At 67.1% G+C, this 15,874-nt stretch carries 15 protein-coding genes; 3 read left to right on the top strand and 12 right to left on the bottom strand.

Annotation, left to right across the window (positions count from 1 at the left end):
• The first annotated feature begins 276 nt into the window (after positions 1-276).
• Positions 277-1,014: an SDR family oxidoreductase gene (locus tag QF040_RS23050; protein WP_429612974.1), complete on the top strand. Its 738-nt coding sequence runs from the start codon at positions 277-279 to the stop codon at positions 1,012-1,014.
• Between the two features lie 12 nt (positions 1,015-1,026).
• On the opposite strand, the gene QF040_RS23055 is transcribed toward QF040_RS23050, so the two are convergent.
• From QF040_RS23055 to QF040_RS23065, 3 genes are read right to left on the bottom strand one after another with little or no spacing between them, the layout of a single operon-like run.
• Entirely contained in the window at positions 1,027-1,341 is a 315-nt protein-coding gene (locus QF040_RS23055) for a polyhydroxyalkanoic acid system family protein (RefSeq protein WP_307644692.1), read from the bottom strand.
• Complete coding sequence (locus QF040_RS23060) at positions 1,334-2,458, bottom strand: aminopeptidase (protein ID WP_429612975.1); 1,125 nt, start codon at positions 2,456-2,458, stop codon at positions 1,334-1,336. The genes QF040_RS23055 and QF040_RS23060 overlap by 8 nt, the downstream gene beginning before the upstream one ends.
• Complete coding sequence (locus tag QF040_RS23065; protein ID WP_429612976.1) at positions 2,455-4,524, bottom strand: molybdopterin-containing oxidoreductase family protein; 2,070 nt, start codon at positions 4,522-4,524, stop codon at positions 2,455-2,457. Before QF040_RS23065 ends, QF040_RS23060 begins: the two co-directional genes overlap by 4 nt.
• Before the next feature lie 60 nt (positions 4,525-4,584).
• Here QF040_RS23065 and QF040_RS23070 point away from each other — a divergent pair, with 60 nt between their 5' ends.
• On the top strand, positions 4,585-5,712 hold the full coding sequence (locus QF040_RS23070; protein WP_429612977.1) for an ABC transporter substrate-binding protein: 1,128 nt from the start codon (positions 4,585-4,587) through the stop codon (positions 5,710-5,712).
• A 60-nt stretch (positions 5,713-5,772) separates the two neighbouring features.
• Here QF040_RS23070 and QF040_RS23075 read toward each other — a convergent pair whose 3' ends face one another.
• The 7 genes from QF040_RS23075 to QF040_RS23105 form a co-directional block, all read right to left on the bottom strand.
• Positions 5,773-6,075, bottom strand: coding sequence for a hypothetical protein (locus QF040_RS23075; RefSeq protein ID WP_013538816.1), 303 nt, complete (start codon positions 6,073-6,075; stop codon positions 5,773-5,775).
• A gap of 18 nt (positions 6,076-6,093) precedes the next feature.
• The gene (locus QF040_RS23080) at positions 6,094-7,329 is read right to left on the bottom strand and encodes an ammonium transporter (RefSeq protein WP_013538815.1); all 1,236 of its coding nucleotides are present in this window, start codon (positions 7,327-7,329) and stop codon (positions 6,094-6,096) included.
• Between the two features lie 645 nt (positions 7,330-7,974).
• Positions 7,975-9,486 (bottom strand): tripartite tricarboxylate transporter permease, encoded by a 1,512-nt coding sequence (locus QF040_RS23085; RefSeq protein WP_176660688.1) that lies wholly within the window; start codon positions 9,484-9,486, stop codon positions 7,975-7,977.
• Positions 9,487-9,498: 12 nt separating this feature from the next.
• The gene (locus QF040_RS23090; protein ID WP_013538813.1) at positions 9,499-9,987 is read right to left on the bottom strand and encodes a tripartite tricarboxylate transporter TctB family protein; all 489 of its coding nucleotides are present in this window, start codon (positions 9,985-9,987) and stop codon (positions 9,499-9,501) included.
• A gap of 205 nt (positions 9,988-10,192) precedes the next feature.
• Positions 10,193-10,615 carry an RNA recognition motif domain-containing protein gene (locus QF040_RS23095; protein ID WP_307604615.1) on the bottom strand — a complete coding sequence of 141 codons (423 nt, stop codon included), beginning with the start codon at positions 10,613-10,615 and terminating at the stop codon, positions 10,193-10,195.
• 183 nt (positions 10,616-10,798) lie between these two features.
• Positions 10,799-11,035: a DUF3820 family protein gene (locus tag QF040_RS23100; protein WP_093053658.1), complete on the bottom strand. Its 237-nt coding sequence runs from the start codon at positions 11,033-11,035 to the stop codon at positions 10,799-10,801.
• Between the two features lie 14 nt (positions 11,036-11,049).
• On the bottom strand, positions 11,050-11,427 hold the full coding sequence (locus QF040_RS23105) for a translation initiation factor Sui1 (RefSeq protein WP_429612978.1): 378 nt from the start codon (positions 11,425-11,427) through the stop codon (positions 11,050-11,052).
• Positions 11,428-11,477: 50 nt separating this feature from the next.
• Between QF040_RS23105 and QF040_RS23110 the strand changes: the two genes are divergently transcribed.
• Positions 11,478-12,749 carry a DEAD/DEAH box helicase gene (locus QF040_RS23110; RefSeq protein ID WP_429612979.1) on the top strand — a complete coding sequence of 424 codons (1,272 nt, stop codon included), beginning with the start codon at positions 11,478-11,480 and terminating at the stop codon, positions 12,747-12,749.
• Positions 12,750-12,752: 3 nt separating this feature from the next.
• Here QF040_RS23110 and QF040_RS23115 read toward each other — a convergent pair whose 3' ends face one another.
• Both QF040_RS23115 and QF040_RS23120 read right to left on the bottom strand, forming a co-directional pair.
• Positions 12,753-14,153 (bottom strand): dipeptidase, encoded by a 1,401-nt coding sequence (locus QF040_RS23115; RefSeq protein ID WP_429612980.1) that lies wholly within the window; start codon positions 14,151-14,153, stop codon positions 12,753-12,755.
• Positions 14,154-14,176: 23 nt separating this feature from the next.
• The gene (locus QF040_RS23120) at positions 14,177-15,853 is read right to left on the bottom strand and encodes a carboxylesterase/lipase family protein (protein WP_429612981.1); all 1,677 of its coding nucleotides are present in this window, start codon (positions 15,851-15,853) and stop codon (positions 14,177-14,179) included.
• Positions 15,854-15,874 lie beyond the last annotated feature (21 nt).

Consider the following 15,874-nt stretch of genomic DNA (forward strand, 5'->3'; position numbering starts at 1 on the left):
CCCACGCCGACGGGGTACCTTGCTCCGCGAATGTCCCCCGGGGCTTCGCCCCTCCTCCTTGATTTCGCTGCGCAAGGCACCCCATCGGCGCGCTCGTTTTCAGAGCTCTGGTTGATCGGCTGATAACCGGCAGCGTGTCCAAGTGCGCAGGGCATCGGGTGCTCCCCGCAGCGAAATCAAGGAGGAGGCCGCAGGCCGGGGGACATTCGCGGAGGGGAGTACCCGGTGGCCTGTGCACACGCCCTGAACCACCCCCTCCAACCAGACAACAGCACCATGACAACAACCTTCGATTTCTCCACCCGCCGCGCCCTTGTGACTGGCGCCACCAGCGGCATCGGCCGCGCAGTAGCGTTGCAGCTCGCTCAATCGGGCGCGGCTGTGACGGCCGTAGGCCGCAACACCGCGGCACTCGACACGTTGCAGGCAGAAGCAGGCTGCACGCCGCTAGTGATCGACGTGGGCGATGCAAGCGCATTGGAACGCGCGCTCGCCCCGTTGCCAGCGTTCGACCTCGTGGTGAACTGCGCAGGCATCGCACTGCTCGAATCCGCGCTCGACCTGCAAGCGGAAAGCTTCGACGCCGTGATGGCCGTCAACGCACGCGCCGCCGCACTGGTCGCCTCGCGCTGCGGCAAGGCGATGATTGCGGCCGGCGTGCGCGGCAGCATCGTCAACGTATCGAGCCAGGCCGCGCTCGTCGCGCTCGATGCGCATCTTTGCTACTGCGCATCGAAGGCCGCAATGGATGCGATCACGCGCTCGCTGTGTCTCGAATTCGGACCGCACGGCATCCGCGTGAACAGCGTGAACCCGACCGTCACGCTCACGCCGATGGCTGCGGAGGCCTGGGCCGATCCGGCCAAGAGCGCGGCGGTCCTGAGGAACATTCCGATGGGAAGGTTTGCAGAGGTCGAGGAGGTGGTGGCACCGATCCTCTTCCTGCTCTCCGATGGCGCGTCGATGGTCAGCGGCGTGGCGCTGCCGGTCGACGGCGGCTACACGATCGTGTGAGCCGGCCCGGGCTCAGGCGAAGCGCGTGCCGCCGTTCGGCGACTCGAGCAGCGCGTCGAGGTTGCGCGATATCTTCTGCTCGATCTGCTCGCTGAAGCTGCTGAACAAAAAGCCCAGCGTCGCTTCGAGCTTGAAGGTGTCGGCCGTCACCTCGACCGTGCCGTCGATGCCGGGGCGGCTGAACTGGGCGACATCGCAGGTCTTGCCTTCGGTGTAGGTGCACTCCAGGCCGTAGTCCTGCTCGACCTGCTGCACCCATTGGCGCGCGACTTCGCGGGCGCCGGCAATGCCCAGCGTGTGGTTTCTCTCGATATGGATGTCAGGCACCGTGATCTCCGTTGTTGTTGTCTTCGCTGGAATGGGTTTGCAGGATGCCCGTGGCAGTCTGCAGGGCACTCCGGCGTTCTTCCGTGGTCGGCAGCGCGGCAATGCGCCGGACCTCAGTGTAGAAGCGCGGCCAGTCGCGGCCTTCGCGGTCGAACAGCGCCTCGAAAGCCGGCACCAGGTCGTCGTAGGCGCCCTGGGCGCCGAAGGCCGCATTGTTGGCACGCGCCACCCAGCCGTCGTAGGCGTTCTGGCGAGGGCCCTGCCAGCCCTGCTTCAGCTCGGCATAGCGGGCGCGGAAGTCGGCCATCGCGGCCTTCTTCATCGCCTCGACGGCGGGCCAGTCCTTGGCCTTGGCCTCGGGTGACTCATACACCTGCGTGAGCGCGCGGCGCGTGTTGAGGGCGAGCGCGCGGAATTCCTGGCGCTGGCCGTCGAACTGCGCGTACTCGCGGCGTGCCGCCTCGCTGGCTTCGCGCTGCAGCCACATGCCGCCGCCGATGCGCTCGACCGCGGTGGCGTACGACTCGTTGAACACCGTGTCGCCCGGCACGTACAGCACCTGGTGCGCGAGCTCGTGGAACACGAGGCGCGCGAGTTCGCCCTCGGGGTAGCCGATGAAGGTGGAGAGCAGCGGATCGCCGCCGGCCCAGTTCATCCAGCCGAGCGTCGAATACGCGGGCACGGGGTACACGGCCACTTCGAGGTCGAGCGCGCGCTGCGCCTCGGCTTCGGCCTTGGCCGCGTCCTCGCTGTAGTAGCCGCGGTAGCCCACGCAGCCGGCCACCGGAAAGCACCAGTTCTTGAGCGTGAGCGAATACGGCGGCGCCGCCACCACGTTCCACACGGCTGCGGGGCGGTGCAGGTCGGCGTACGACTTGTAGCTCGGGTTGTCGGGCAGGCCGAGTTCGGCCGAGGCGAAGCGGCGGATGCGCTGGGTGAGTTCGAGCTTGGCCTTCAGCGGCGCCGAGGTGGCCGGGTCCGCGAGCCATTCGGGCACCGGCCTGGCGGCCCGCATGATGTCGATGTGGCCACTGGCGGACTGCCAGTAGTAGCCGAGGTCGGCGCAACCCGTGAGGAACAGGGCGCCGGCCAGCGTCAGTGCCGGGAGCGCTCTCACAAACGTTCGACTTCGACGAGGCAGTCGTAGAACGTCGGGCCGCGGCCGATGTCGGTCAGCCGCTGGCTCGTGAGCTGGTTGACGTTGGTGCCGTCGCCGCCGAACTTGCGCCACCAGATGCCCATGCCGTGCACCACGCCCTGGCGCGCGCGGCGCGACACCTCGGCGCGGCAGCGGTGCTCGCCGCGCTGGTTGAACACGCGCACCATCGCGCCGTCCTCGATGCCGCGCGCGGCGGCGTCGGCCGCGTGGATTTCGAGCAGCGGCTCGACCTCGATGGCGCGCAGGCTCGTCACGTTGACGAACGTGGAGTTGAGGAAATTGCGCGCGGGCGGCGAGATCATCGCGAGCGGGAATTCGGTCGAGCTGCCGGCCGGCTCCCAGTTGGGCACGTGGTCGGGCAGGCCGTCCATGCCCATAGCTTCCAGGCGCGCGCTGAAGAATTCGCAGCGACCCGACGGCGTGGGGAATTGGCCTTCGGCGAACGGCGCTTCGGGCAGCTTCACCGTGGTGAAGCCCTGGGTCAGCATCTGCGCGTAGTCGATCGCGTTCTCGGCGAACGCGGTGCGGCACAGCGCTTCGTCGTCGTCCGAGAAGCAGGACTCGTCGAAGCCCATGCGGCGCGCCAGTTCGCGGAACACCCAGGCGTTGCTGCGGGCCTCGCCGCGCGGCGCGACCGCGGGGCGGTTCAGCAGCACGTCGGTGTGGCCATAGCTCGTGTGGATGTCCCAGTGCTCCAGCTGCGTGGTGGCGGGCAGGAGGTAGTCGGCGTAGTCGGCGGTGTCGGTGCGGAACTGCTCCAGCACCACGGTGAAGAGATCGTCGCGCGCGAAGCCCGCCACCACCTTGGCCGAATCGGGCGCCACCGCGACCGGGTTGCTGTTGTAGACCACGATGGCCTTCACCGGCTTCGCCACGTCGAGCAGCGCATCGCCGATGGTGCTCATGTTGATGGTGCGCGGGCGGCGGCCTTCGAGCAGGTCGGGCCGCTGCAGCGCGGCGCGGTCGACCGGGAAATGGCCCGAGCTGCTCAGCAGCAACCCGCCCGCCCGGTCGCGCCAAGCGCCCACCAGCGCCGGCAGGCAGGCGACGGCACGAGCCGCGTTGCCACCGCCGCGCACGCGCTGCATGCCGTAGTTCAGGCGAATGGCGGCGGGCTTGGTGGTGCCGTAGGCCTCGGCCAGCGCCACGATCTGCGCTTCGGGAATGCCGCAGACCTCTGCCGCGCGCGACGGCGGCCATTGCAGTGCGCGCTCGCGCAGTTGCTCCCAGCCCAGCGTGTGGTTGGCGATGTAGTCGTGGTCGAGCCAGTCGTGCACGATCAGCTCGTGCATCAGCGCCAGGGCCAGCGCGGCGTCGGTGCCGGGCAGAAGCGCGATGTGCTCGTCGCACTTGTCGGCGGTTTCGGTCTTGCGCGGATCGATGCACACCAGCCGTGCGCCCGCGCGCTTGGCGGCCTGGGCATGACGCCAGAAATGCAGGTTGCTGGCGATGGAGTTGCTGCCCCAGATCAGGATCAGCTTCGCTTCGGCGAAGAACTCGATCCGCATGCCGACCTTGCCGCCCAGCGTGTGGACCATGGCCTCGCCGCCTGCCATCGAGCAGATCGTGCGGTCCAGCAGCGACGCGCCCAGCTTGTGGAAGAAGCGCCGGTCCATCGATTCGCCCTGCACCAGCCCCATGGTGCCCGCATAAGAGTAGGGGAGAATTGTTTCCGGATCGGCCCGCAATGACCGAAGATGCGCGGCGATGTCGTCCAGTGCGGCGTCCCACGAGACCGGTTCGAACTGGCCGCTGCCCTTGGGGCCGACGCGCTTCATGGGCTGCACCAGCCGCTCGGCATGGTCGTTGCGTTCGATGTAGCGCGACACCTTGGTGCACAGAACGCCGCCGGTGTGCGAGTGGGCGGCATTGCCCTGCAGCTTCACGGCCACGCCGTCCTTGACGGTGGTGACGAGCGCGCAGGTGTCGGGGCAATCGTGGGGGCAAGCGCCCAGCACGGTGATGGTCTCGGTGGTCGGGGCGGGGGAAGGCGTGGCTTCCAGGGAGTCCGTTGCGTGGGGCATCGGACAAGTCTAATTTGAGTGCGAGAAAAACGCGCAGCGCGCGCAGAGGGAGTTTTCACCATGGTGAATCGCAGGCATTTTTCCCTGGCCGTCGGCGCCGCTGCCACGCTGGGCAGCTTCCGGATCGCGCAGGCGCAGGCTGAAGCGCCCTTGGTACTGGGTCAATCCGCGCCTTTCACCGGTCCGGCCGCTCAACTGGGCATCCAGTTCCACCAGGGCGCCAAGGTGTTCCTGGACCAGTACAACGCCCAGCCCGGTCGCCGCAACGTGGTGATCAAGAACCTGGACGACGGCTACGAGCCCGACCGCTGCGCCGCCAACACGCAAAAGCTGATCGATGAAGACGTGTTCGCCCTCTTCGGCTACATCGGCACGCCGACCAGCCTGGCCGCGCTGCCGCTGGCGGTGAAGGACAAGGTGCCGTTCATCGCCCCGTTCACCGGCGCCATGTCGCTGCGCGAGCCCTTCCAGAAGAACGTGTTCCACCTGCGCGCCTCGTACAACGACGAGACGGCGCTGATGGTCAAGCAGCTCACCCATCTCGGGCTCAAGAAAATCGCGGTCTTCTATCAGAACGACGCCTACGGCAAGGCCGGGCTCGACGGGGTAACGCTCGCGCTGTCGCAGCTCGACCTGAAGCCGGTCGCGATGGCCACGGTGGAGCGCAACTCGGCCGACGTGGCGCAGGCCGTGAAATCCATCGTGGGCGCAAAACCCGATGCGGTGGTGCAGGTGGGTGCGTACAAGGCCTGCGCGGCATTCATCCGCGAGGCGCGCAAGGCGAGCTATGGCGGCACCTTCATCAATCTCTCGTTCGTCGGCACGCAGGCGCTGGCGGACGAGCTCGGCAAGGAAGCCGCGGGCGTGATGGTGACGCAGGTGGTGCCCTCCCCCTACAACCCGGCCAACGCGATCACGCGCGAATTCGCCGAGGCGGTGCGCAAGGCGGGCGGCGGGGCCAGCGCGAACTTCTCGAGCATGGAGGGCTACCTCGCCGCGAAGGTGCTGACCGAGGGGCTGCGCAAGGCTTCGGGCAAGGTGACGCGAGACAGCCTCGTCGCGGGGCTGGAGAGCATCGATCGGCAGCAATTCGGCGGGTTCGAGGTGTCGTTCTCGGCGAAGAACCACGTGGGGTCGAAGTTCGTCGAGTTGTCGATGCTGACTGGCGACGGGCGGGTTCGAACCTAGTTCTTGGCGCTCTTGTTCGGGCCGCGTGCACCCGCCCCGAACGCCAGCCGACTCAAAGCGTCACCGCAACCCGCCCACATAACGAGGCGGCGGCGTAGGCGGTGTCCCATCGGGCTGCCGCGCCGCCAGCCGCGCGGCGCGAGCCAGCGGCTCCATCGCCAGCTCGAGCCGCGTCGCGAGCTGGTCGAGTTCCTCGTCCTTCGTCTCCGCCGCATGCGCCCGCGTCATGCGCACGATCTCGGCGGCGTACTCGGCATTGGTGGCCATCCATTCGGTGTCGGTCACGCGCCCGTGCTTTCGCCGCAGTGCCACGTGAAGACGGGCTGCAAGCGCGATGCGTTCGCTTTCGGACATGGATGGCATGGTGTCTCCCTCGGGTGGTCAGGCTCCCAGGTGTTCACGGTGCTGAGCAAGATCGAGGCCCAGCTGTTCGCTCTCGGGATCGACGCGCAGTCCGACCAGCACGTGCACCAGGAACAGCACGATCGCCGTTCCCGCCGCGCTGTAGATCGCCACGCTGCCGACGGCGATGGCCTGCGTCAGCACATTGCCGGCCGCGCCCGAGATGCGTGCATCGGCGAACACGCCCGTGAGCAGCGCCCCCACGATGCCACCGATGCCGTGCACGCCGAAGACGTCGAGCGAATCGTCCGCGCCGAGCATGTGCTTCAGGCCCGTGGCGCCCCAATAACAGGCCAGGCCCGCGATGGCGCCGATGGCCAGCGCCGAGAGCGGCGTGACGAAACCGGCGGCCGGCGTGATCGCCACCAGCCCGGCCACGAGGCCCGAGCAGAGCCCCAGCAGCGAAGGGCTGCGCCGCACGATCCATTCGCCGATCATCCAGCTCATCGCACCGGCTGCCGCCGCGATGTGCGTGACCAGCATCGCAAGTCCAGCGCGCCCGTCCGCCGCCACCGCCGAGCCGGCATTGAAGCCGAACCAGCCCACCCACAGGAGGCCGGCGCCCATCATCGTCATCGCCAGGCTGTAGGGCTCGAAGGCCTCGCGGCCGTAGCCCTTGCGCGGGCCGAGCGCATAGGCGCACACCAGCCCCGCGATGCCCGCGTTGACGTGCACCACCGAGCCACCCGCGAAATCGAGCGCGCCCATCTGCGCGAGCCAGCCACCCGGCTCCCACACCCAGTGCGCGACGGGCGCATAGACCAGCACGCTCCACAGCAGCGCGAACCACAGCACCGCCGAGAAGCGCATGCGCTCGACGAAGGCGCCCAGCACCAGCGCGGTGGTGATGATCGCGAAGGTGAGCTGGAACATCGCGTAGACCGACTCGGGCACGTTGGGCGCGACGTGGCTCACCGCGATCTGCCCGGCTTCCTTCAGGTATTCGAAGCCCGAGAACCAGAAGCGCCCGGTTCCGCCGAGCCACGGCCAGCCCGGCGTGAAGGCCAGCGAGTAGCCGAGCGTGAACCAGGTGAGCGAGACCGCCGCGGCAATCGCCACGACGGCCGCCATCGTGGCCAGCACGTTCTTGCGCCGCACCATGCCGGCGTAGAAGAGCGCGATGCCGGGCAGCGTCATCAGCAGCACCAGCGCGGTCGACGTCATCATCCAGGCGGTGTCGGCCGCGTTGATGGAGGCTTGCGGGACCAGGGCCATGGCGTTGCGCTTCTTCGAGTTGTCAGGTGTGGCGCTACGTGCATGAGTCGTGCCACATCGTTAACTCCCGGAAACACTTTGGTTTGCGAATCGGACGTCTGGAGTAAGGCAAAGCGGGTAATTCCCAATGCACTGGTGCGGTGCAGCACATAAAGTCTGCGCACTCGCGAACGGGCCCTGCTCGTACTGCCGAGGGTCCGAGGAGACAACTTCCCCTTCAAAAAGAAAAATCCTTCAAGGCATCCATACGAGATGCCAGCTCGAACTTGAAAGGCGCCGCTGGTCGGCGCCTTTTTTATGTCCGCGCGGAAGGCATTGGCGGGTCTTTTTCTCCCCGCCAAATCCCTGAATCAACCTCATACAGCGGATCTTTATAGCTATCTTTTCAGTAGCGGTCTGAAAGGAGCGATCTTGTCCTTGAAATGCCGTCGGCGAGGGGTGTCTCGGTACCTGCGGGACTTGCCGATTCGAGATGGATTGAGTGGTATCGGCGCTGTTCACGGCCTTCCAAGCGCACCCACCGCCACCGCCGCCGGGCACCAACAAGAGCGCGTCGATATGGGGCATGGCCGCCGCCGCGGCGTCCCAGAAATGAAAAAAGCCCCTGCGCTTTCGTGCAGGGGCTTGCTCAGGAGCGGCGGGAGCCTATTCCTCGACAAAGGCCTCCTCGCGCTTCGCCTTGATCGATGGCAGCAGCACGATGCACAACAGCGCCGCAGCAGCCACCAGCAGCCCGGCAGACAGCGGCCGCGTGACGAACACGCTCCACGCGCCGCGCGACAGCAGCAGCGCGCGCCGCAGGTTCTCTTCCATCATCGGCCCGAGGATGAAGCCCAGCAGCAGCGGCGCCGGTTCGGTCTTGAGCTTCAGGAACAGGTAGCCGATGAAGCCGAAGATCGCGACCATCCACACGTCGAAGGTGTTGTTGTTGGTCGAGTACACGCCGATCGCGCAGAACAGCACGATGGCGGGGAACAGGAACTTGTAGGGCACCGTCAGCAGCTTGATCCACATGCCGATCAGCGGCAGGTTCAGCACGATCAGCATCGCGTTGCCGATCCACATCGAGGCGATCAGGCCCCAGAAGAGCTCCGGGTTGCTGGTCATCACCTGCGGGCCGGGCTGGATGTTGTGGATCGTCATCGCGCCCACCATCAGCGCCATCACCGCGTTGGGCGGAATGCCCAGCGTCAGCAGCGGGATGAAGGAGGTCTGCGCGCCGGCGTTGTTGGCCGACTCGGGCGATGCCACGCCGCGGATGTTGCCCTTGCCGAAGGGCACTTCGCCGGGGCGCATCTTGATCTTCTTCTCCAGCGCATAGGCCGCGAAGGCCGCCAGCAGCGCACCGCCGCCGGGCAGGATGCCCAAGGCCGAACCGAGGGCCGTGCCGCGCAGCACCGCGGGCGTCATGCGCTTGAAGTCGTCCTTGGTGGGCCACAGGCCCTTGACCTTGTGCGTGAAGACTTCGCGCTCGTCGTCGGGCTGCGAGAGGTTGCCGATGATTTCGCCGTAGCCGAACACGCCCATGGCGATCACCACGAAGCCGATGCCGTCGGTGAGCTCGGGAATGTCGAAGCTGAAGCGCGCGACGCCCGAGTTGACGTCGGTGCCCACGATGCCCAGCAGCAGGCCCAGCACGATCATCGCCACCGCCTTCAGCAGCGAGCCCGAGGCCAGCACCACGGCGCCGATCAGGCCCAGCGTCATCAGCGAGAAGTATTCGGCCGGGCCGAACTTGAAGGCCAGTTCGGTCAATGGCGGCGCAAAGGCGGCCAGGATCAGCGTTCCGACGCACCCCGCGAAGAACGAGCCCAGGCCCGCGGCCGCGAGTGCGGGGCCTGCGCGGCCCTGCCTTGCCATCTGGTAGCCGTCGATGCAGGTGACCACAGAGGACGACTCGCCCGGCAGGTTCACCAGGATGGCGGTGGTCGAGCCGCCGTATTGCGCGCCGTAGTAGATGCCGGCCAGCATGATCAGCGCCGACACGGGCGGCAGCGCGTACGTCGCGGGCAGCAGCATCGCGATGGTCGCGACCGGGCCAATACCTGGCAGCACGCCGATCAGCGTGCCCAGGATGCAGCCCAGAAGGCAATACAGCAGGTTGGTGAAGGTGAAGGCAACGCCGAAACCGATGGAAAGGTTGTGGATCAGGTCCATGGTGTGCGCTCCTCAGCCCGAAATGAAAGTGGGCCAGACCTGGATCTGGAGCTTGAGCGCCCAGATGAAGGCCACATAGCTGCCGGCCGCCAGGATGGTGGAGAGCACCAGCACGTCGCGCAGCTTGAACTGCGTGCCCGCCATGCTGGAGATGATCGTGAGCGCGTAGATCGCAATGATCATTCCCATCGCCGGCAGGCCGATGCTCGGCAGGCCGCCCAGGAGGATGCCGAACGCGAGGTTGGCGCCGAGCACGAAGGCCAGCGGCTTCCAGGCCCATTTGCCGATCTTGTCGCCGTCGGTGGTCTCCACCACCATGGCCTGGAACATGATGACCACCCCGAGGATGGCCAGGAGAATGCCCAGCATGAGCGGGAAATAGCCGGGGCCCATTCGGGCGCCGTTGCCGACGGTGTAGGTGGTGGCGCCTATCGCGAAAGCGCCCCCCACGGTGGTGAACATGACTCCTGAAAAGAAGTCCGCCTGACTCTTGATCTTCATCGCCTCGACCCTCTGTTTTGGAGCAGTGAGGGTCGTCGTCCGCGGCTGACCGTTGGCTGACCTTGCCTGTACGGACAAATGCTTACCGCGAGGCAAGGGTTCTCCCCGGTGCCCCTGGAAAGGGACGGCCCGGAAACGAAAAAAGCTCCCGAAGGAGCTTTCTTTCATTCAGAGAGCCGAAGCTCTCGTGAGTGTGGGTGAGGGCTTAGTAGCCGCCGCGACCACCGCCGCCGCCGCCGTAACCACCGCCGCCGCCACCGCCGCTACGGCCACCGCCGCCGCCGCCGTAACCGCCGCCGCCGCCGCCGCCACCGTAGCCGCCGCCACCACCAGCGCCGCCGCCGTAGCCGCCACCACCGCCGGTGCGGGGAGGACGAGCTTCCATCGGACGGGCTTCGTTCACCGTCAGGGCACGGCCCTGGAGCGAATGGCCGTTCATGGCTTCAATGGCTGCGAGTGCTTCAGCATCCGAACCCATTTCGACAAAGCCGAAGCCCTTCGAACGGCCGGTGTCACGTTCCATCATGACCTTGGCGCTGACGATTGCGCCGAACTCGCCGAAAGCTTGTTCCAGGTCGTTGTCACGCACAGAGTAGGCGAGGTTGCCTACGTAGAGTTTCTTGCCCATGGAGGGACTCCTAATTCAAACCAACAAAACAAAAGCGATGGAGTCCCAGAATCACAACAAACAAGTGCGCTGTGGCGCGAAACTGACCGATCACCAAATTACGTGCACGGGAGACAAGGTCTCACAGACACGTGGGGGGAATTATCCACGCCACTTTGCGAAAAAACGTGGATAAATCGTGTGTTATTGAGAAACATCCCGGCGCGACGGGCGGTTTCGCAACGGTTTGAGCAGGTCCGACAGGCCGTTGTGGTCTATTTCATGCATCAAATGGAGCAGCCGGCCGATTTCTCCCGAGGGAAAACCCTCGCGTGCGAACCAGGTCAGGTAATTTCCGGGCAAATCGGCGATCAGCGTGCCCTTGTGCTTGCCAAAAGGCATTTCGAGGGTCACGAGGCGCTGCAGGTCTTCGGGTTTCATGGGTTGGTTCTTCCTCAACCTCCGGCGCGCTTGACGGTGTGGCCCTGCTTCACGAGCGCGGCGATCACCAGTTCGCGGTGATCGCCCTGGATCTCGATGACGCCGTCCTTCACCGTGCCGCCCGAGCCGCAGGCTGTTTTCAGTTGCTTGCCCACCGCCGTGAGCGCCGCGGCGTCCAGTGCGAGGCCCTTGATGACCGTCACGCCCTTGCCTTTGCGGCCCTTGGTCTCGTGCGATACACGCACAATGCCGTCAGTGGCCGGCGCGCGCGCCTTCTCGAGTTCCTTGCAGCGGCATTGCGCCATCGGCGCACGGCAATCGGGGCACATGCGGCCGCCCGCCTCGGTGGAATACACCAGGGCGCTGGCCTGATTGCTTTTCGTCGTCGCCATTCGATCCATCTCTCTTGTTTATCTCTGGGTTCTTCTCTCTGTCTGCTCACATGCCATTCGACTCACTGGGCCTGGCCCCCGCGCTCGTGCAGGCTGCCGCCGAAAGCGGTTATGCCGCGCCGACCGCCATCCAGGCCGCGGCCATCCCCGCAATTCTGCAGGGCCGCGACGTGCGGGGCTCGGCGCAGACCGGCTCCGGCAAGACCGCCGCATTTTCCCTGCCGCTGCTGCAGCGCCTGGCCGCCGAGCCCGCACAGTCGCCGCGTCGCGTGCGCGCACTGGTGCTCGTGCCCACGCGCGAACTCGCAGCGCAGGTCGGCGAAACCATGCGCAGCCTGGCGCAGCACCTGCCCGAACGCCTGAAGATCGCCATCGCCTTCGGCGGCGTCTCGATCAACCCGCAGATGATGAGCCTGCGCGGCGGCGCCGACATCGTCGTCGCCACGCCCGGCCGGCTGCTCGACCTGGTCGAGCACAACGCGCTCAAGCTGGGCGCCGTCTCGATGCTGGTGCTCGACGAGGCCGATCGCCTGTTCGACCTCGGCTTTGCCGAAGAGCTCGGCCGCATCCTCGCGCTGCTGCCGGCGCAACGACAGAACCTGCTTTTCTCCGCCACCTTCCCGCCCGCCATCCAGTCGCTGGCAGACGGCATGCTGCGCGACCCCGCGGTCATCGACGTGCAGGGCGAACCGGGCACCGAGCCGAACATCGTGCAGCGCGTGATCGAGGTCGATGCGAACCGCCGCACGCAGCTCCTGCGCCATCTGCTGAAAGAGAACGAGTGGGAGCGCGTACTGGTGTTCGTCGCCACGCAGCATTCGGCGCAGATCGTGGCCGAGAAGCTCTACAAGAACGGCGTCTACGCCGTGCCCTTCCACGGCGACATCGCGCAGGGCACGCGCACCGGCATCCTCGCGCAGTTCAAGGAGAGCCGATGGGACGTGGTGATCGCCACCGACCTCGCGGCGCGCGGCATCGACATCGCGCAGCTCCCGGTGGTCATCAACTACGACCTGCCGCGCTCGCCCACCGACTACATCCACCGCATCGGCCGCACCGGCCGCGCGGGCGAAAGCGGCCTCGCGATCAGCTTCGTGAGCGCATCGACCGAGGCGCATTTCCGCCTGATCGAGAAGCGCCAGGGCCTGAGCCTGCCGCGCGAACGCATCGAAGGCTTCGAGCCGACCGAGGTGGCGGTGCCGCTTGTCGATACGTCGGGCACCGGCGGCATCAAGGGCAAGCGGCCGAGCAAGAAGGACAAGCTGCGTGCGGCGGCGCAGGCCGCGCAGCAAGGCTCGAGCGAGGGCGGCGAAGAGCGCTGAAAACTACGCGCTGTGAAACGACGCCGGCGGATGCTTCGCCAGTTCGCACAGCAGCAGTGTCCAGGCCCGCGCACCTTGCTGGATCGACGCCAGCCTGAAGAATTCGTTCGGCGCATGCACGTCTTCATCGGGCAGGTTGAAGCCGAACATCAGCGTGTCGATGCCCAGCATCTCCTTGAAAATCGACGTGATCGGCACGCTCGCGCCGAGCCGCACGTGAATCGCCTGGCGGCCGGTCTCGCGTTCGAGCACGGCCTCGGCGGCGCGCACCAGCGGGTGGTCGGGCGCGAGCGTCGATGCGGGCGAGCCGTCGTTCATCGCCACCACGTCCAGCGCGCAGCCTGCGGGGCTCTGCGCCTGTAGATGGCGCAGCACCGCGCGGATGACCCAGGCCGGGTCCTGCCCCGCGACCACGCGCACCGTGAGCTTGGCTGTCGCCTCGCAAGGCACGATGGTCTTGCCGCCGTCGCCCGTGTAGCCGCCCCACAGGCCGTTGACATCGAGCGCCGGGCGCAGCGTGATGCGCTCGCGCGCGGTGTATCCGGGCTCGCCGTGCGCGCTGCCGCCGACGTCTGAGAAGAACGTGGCTTCGTCGTACGGGAATGCCGCGATGTCGGCGCGCTGCCTTGCGCTGAGTGGCATCGCGCCCTCGTAGAAGCCCGTCACCGCCACGCCGCCATCGGCGCGATGCAGCGACGCAATCAGTCGCGCCATCTCGTGCAGCGCATTGCGCACGCCGCCGCCGTAGCGGCCGGAGTGCAGGTCCTTGGCGGCCGTCCGCAGGCGCACTTCGAGTTGCGCATTGCCGCGTGCGCCGGTGTTGATCGTCGGCACGCTGGCGCTCGCACGGCCACCGTCGGCCGACAGCACCGCATCGGCCTGCAGCAGGTCGCGATGGCGTTCGACGAGCGTCCGGAGCGACGGGCTGCCCGTCTCCTCTTCCCCTTCGAGGAACACCTTGATGTTGACGGGGCAGCCGCCCCGCACCGCGAGGAAGGCCGCGACCACTTCGAGCGCGATGGTCGTCGAGCCCTTCACGTCCGAGGTGCCCCGCCCGTAGAGCCGGCCATCCACTTCTGTCGGCTCGAAGGGCGGCGTGCGCCACTGGTCGATGGAGTCGGCGGGCTGCACGTCGTAGTGGCCGTAGACCATCAGCGTGGCCTTGCCCGGCGCACCGCGCCATTCGCCGTACACGGCGGGCTCGCCGCCGCCGTCCAGCAGGCGCACGTCGTCAAGGCCGATCTGCTGCAGCCTCTCACGCAGGAAGCCCCGCGCCTCGTGCATGCCCGCAGCGAACGACGCGTCCGCGCTCACGCTTGGAATGCGCAGGAACTGCTTGAGCCACGCCACGATGTCCGCCTGGCGGGATGCGAGGTGATCGATAACGGTTTGTGATTCGTTCATGGATGGATGCCGTCCTGCCTCGTTCAGTACTGCGCGGGGAACACGTCCGGGCCCCACAGCGTGTCGCACTTGTGCGTGTGCTCGAACGCGTTGCTCGATGTCTTGATCGCGGGGTAGGTGAAATCGATCAGCGCGCGGTCGGCCGCGCCCATGAAGCGTGGCCAACGCGTCGCGATGTTGCGGCCGTCGCCATTCGGATCGCCGTTCTTCGCGAAGTTCAGGAGGTACGCGACCATCTGCGCGGAGAGCGCCTTGCGTTGCGCGGCCGTGTCCGCATCGGGCGCTGTGCCTGCCTGGTCGAAGAAGGGATAGGTGCCGAGCGCATCGGTCGTGCCGGTCAGATAGAAGCTGTCCATGCCGTGCGCGGTACCGTAGTAGAAGGCCGTCGGATTCGCGGGGAACGACAGCTGCGGATCGGTCAGCTCCCAGCCGTACACCGGCACCCACGCCGACAGCGCATCGCGGCGGGCGCTGTTGCCGCAGGCGTACATCGCATCGCCGATGGCCCGTGCCACGCCTTGCGCGGGCACCGCGTAATCGGAGACCGGATACGCCGCTTCGATCGCGCTGGTGTCGAAGCCGGCCGGTGCCAGCCCGCGCAGGTAGAACGGGTAGACCGCCGCGCTCAGCTTCGTGTCGACGAAGAGCGTGCCTTCGTCGTAGACGCCCCCGATCATCACGGGCACCTGGTTGAAGTTGCCGGTGAGAAATGCGCGCGCGGGCACTTGCGTGAGGATCTGCGCGTCCACCGTCGGCCGCCATTTCAGCCCGCCCTGCGCGAGCAGCGCCGAGACCGGCAGCGCGCGCAAGCACGCGACCATGTCGGCCGCATTGTTGCAACCCCAATTCGCCACGGCGGTATCGCCCACGGCGAGCGCGCTTTCCATGCTCGGGTTCGAATACTCCGCACCGCCGCCGCTTTGCATCACGGCCCTGTGGAACAGTCCCTTGGCCTTGGGCGACTGCAGCAGCGAGAAGCTCTGCGTCGCGCCCGCCGAAGTGCCCCAGAGCGTGACGTTGCCGGCATCGCCGCCGAAGGCCGCAATGTTCCGCTGCACCCAACCGAGCGCGGCGAGCTGGTCCATCACCGCGAAGTTGCCCAGGCTGCCGTCCTTGTTCGCGGCGCGCAGCGCCTTGTTCGCGAGATAGCCGAGCGCGCCGAGCCGGTAGTTGAAGCTCACGACGACCACGCCTTGCCTGGCGAGCGGGCTCGGGCCCATGGCGCCCGAGCCAAGCGTGAAGGCGCCTCCGTGGATATAGAAGACCACCGGCAGCTTGTCCCCGGGCTTCGTGTCCGCGGGCTTCCACACGTTCAGGTAAAGGCAGTCTTCGGACGACGAAGCCTCCGCGCCGGGCGCCTGTGCGCAGGCGCTGCCGAACGCCGTGGCCTTCAGCGTGTCGGCGTGGACCACCGGCGCTTGCGGCGGCGCCCAGCGCAAGGCGCCCACCGGCGGCTGCGCATAGGGAATGCCGAGGAAGGAGACCACATCGGCCGCGGCATTGCCCGCGATCTTGCCTTCGGTCGTCGTCGCGATGGCAGGATCAGGCACCGGCGGCGGCGGAGCGGCGGGCGCGGGGCCTGCAGCAGCGGGCGGCAATGGCGTGAAGCCCGGACCACCGCTGCCACCGCCGCCGCCGCAGGCGGACAGCGACAGTGCGATGAGCAGGGCGAGGCAATGTCTCGTCGATGGGGTTGTCATGGATGCACCTCTTGTTGGAAT

Source organism: Variovorax sp. W2I14, from assembly GCF_050435205.1.
Taxonomy (GTDB): Bacteria; Pseudomonadota; Gammaproteobacteria; order Burkholderiales; family Burkholderiaceae_C; genus Variovorax; species Variovorax paradoxus_C.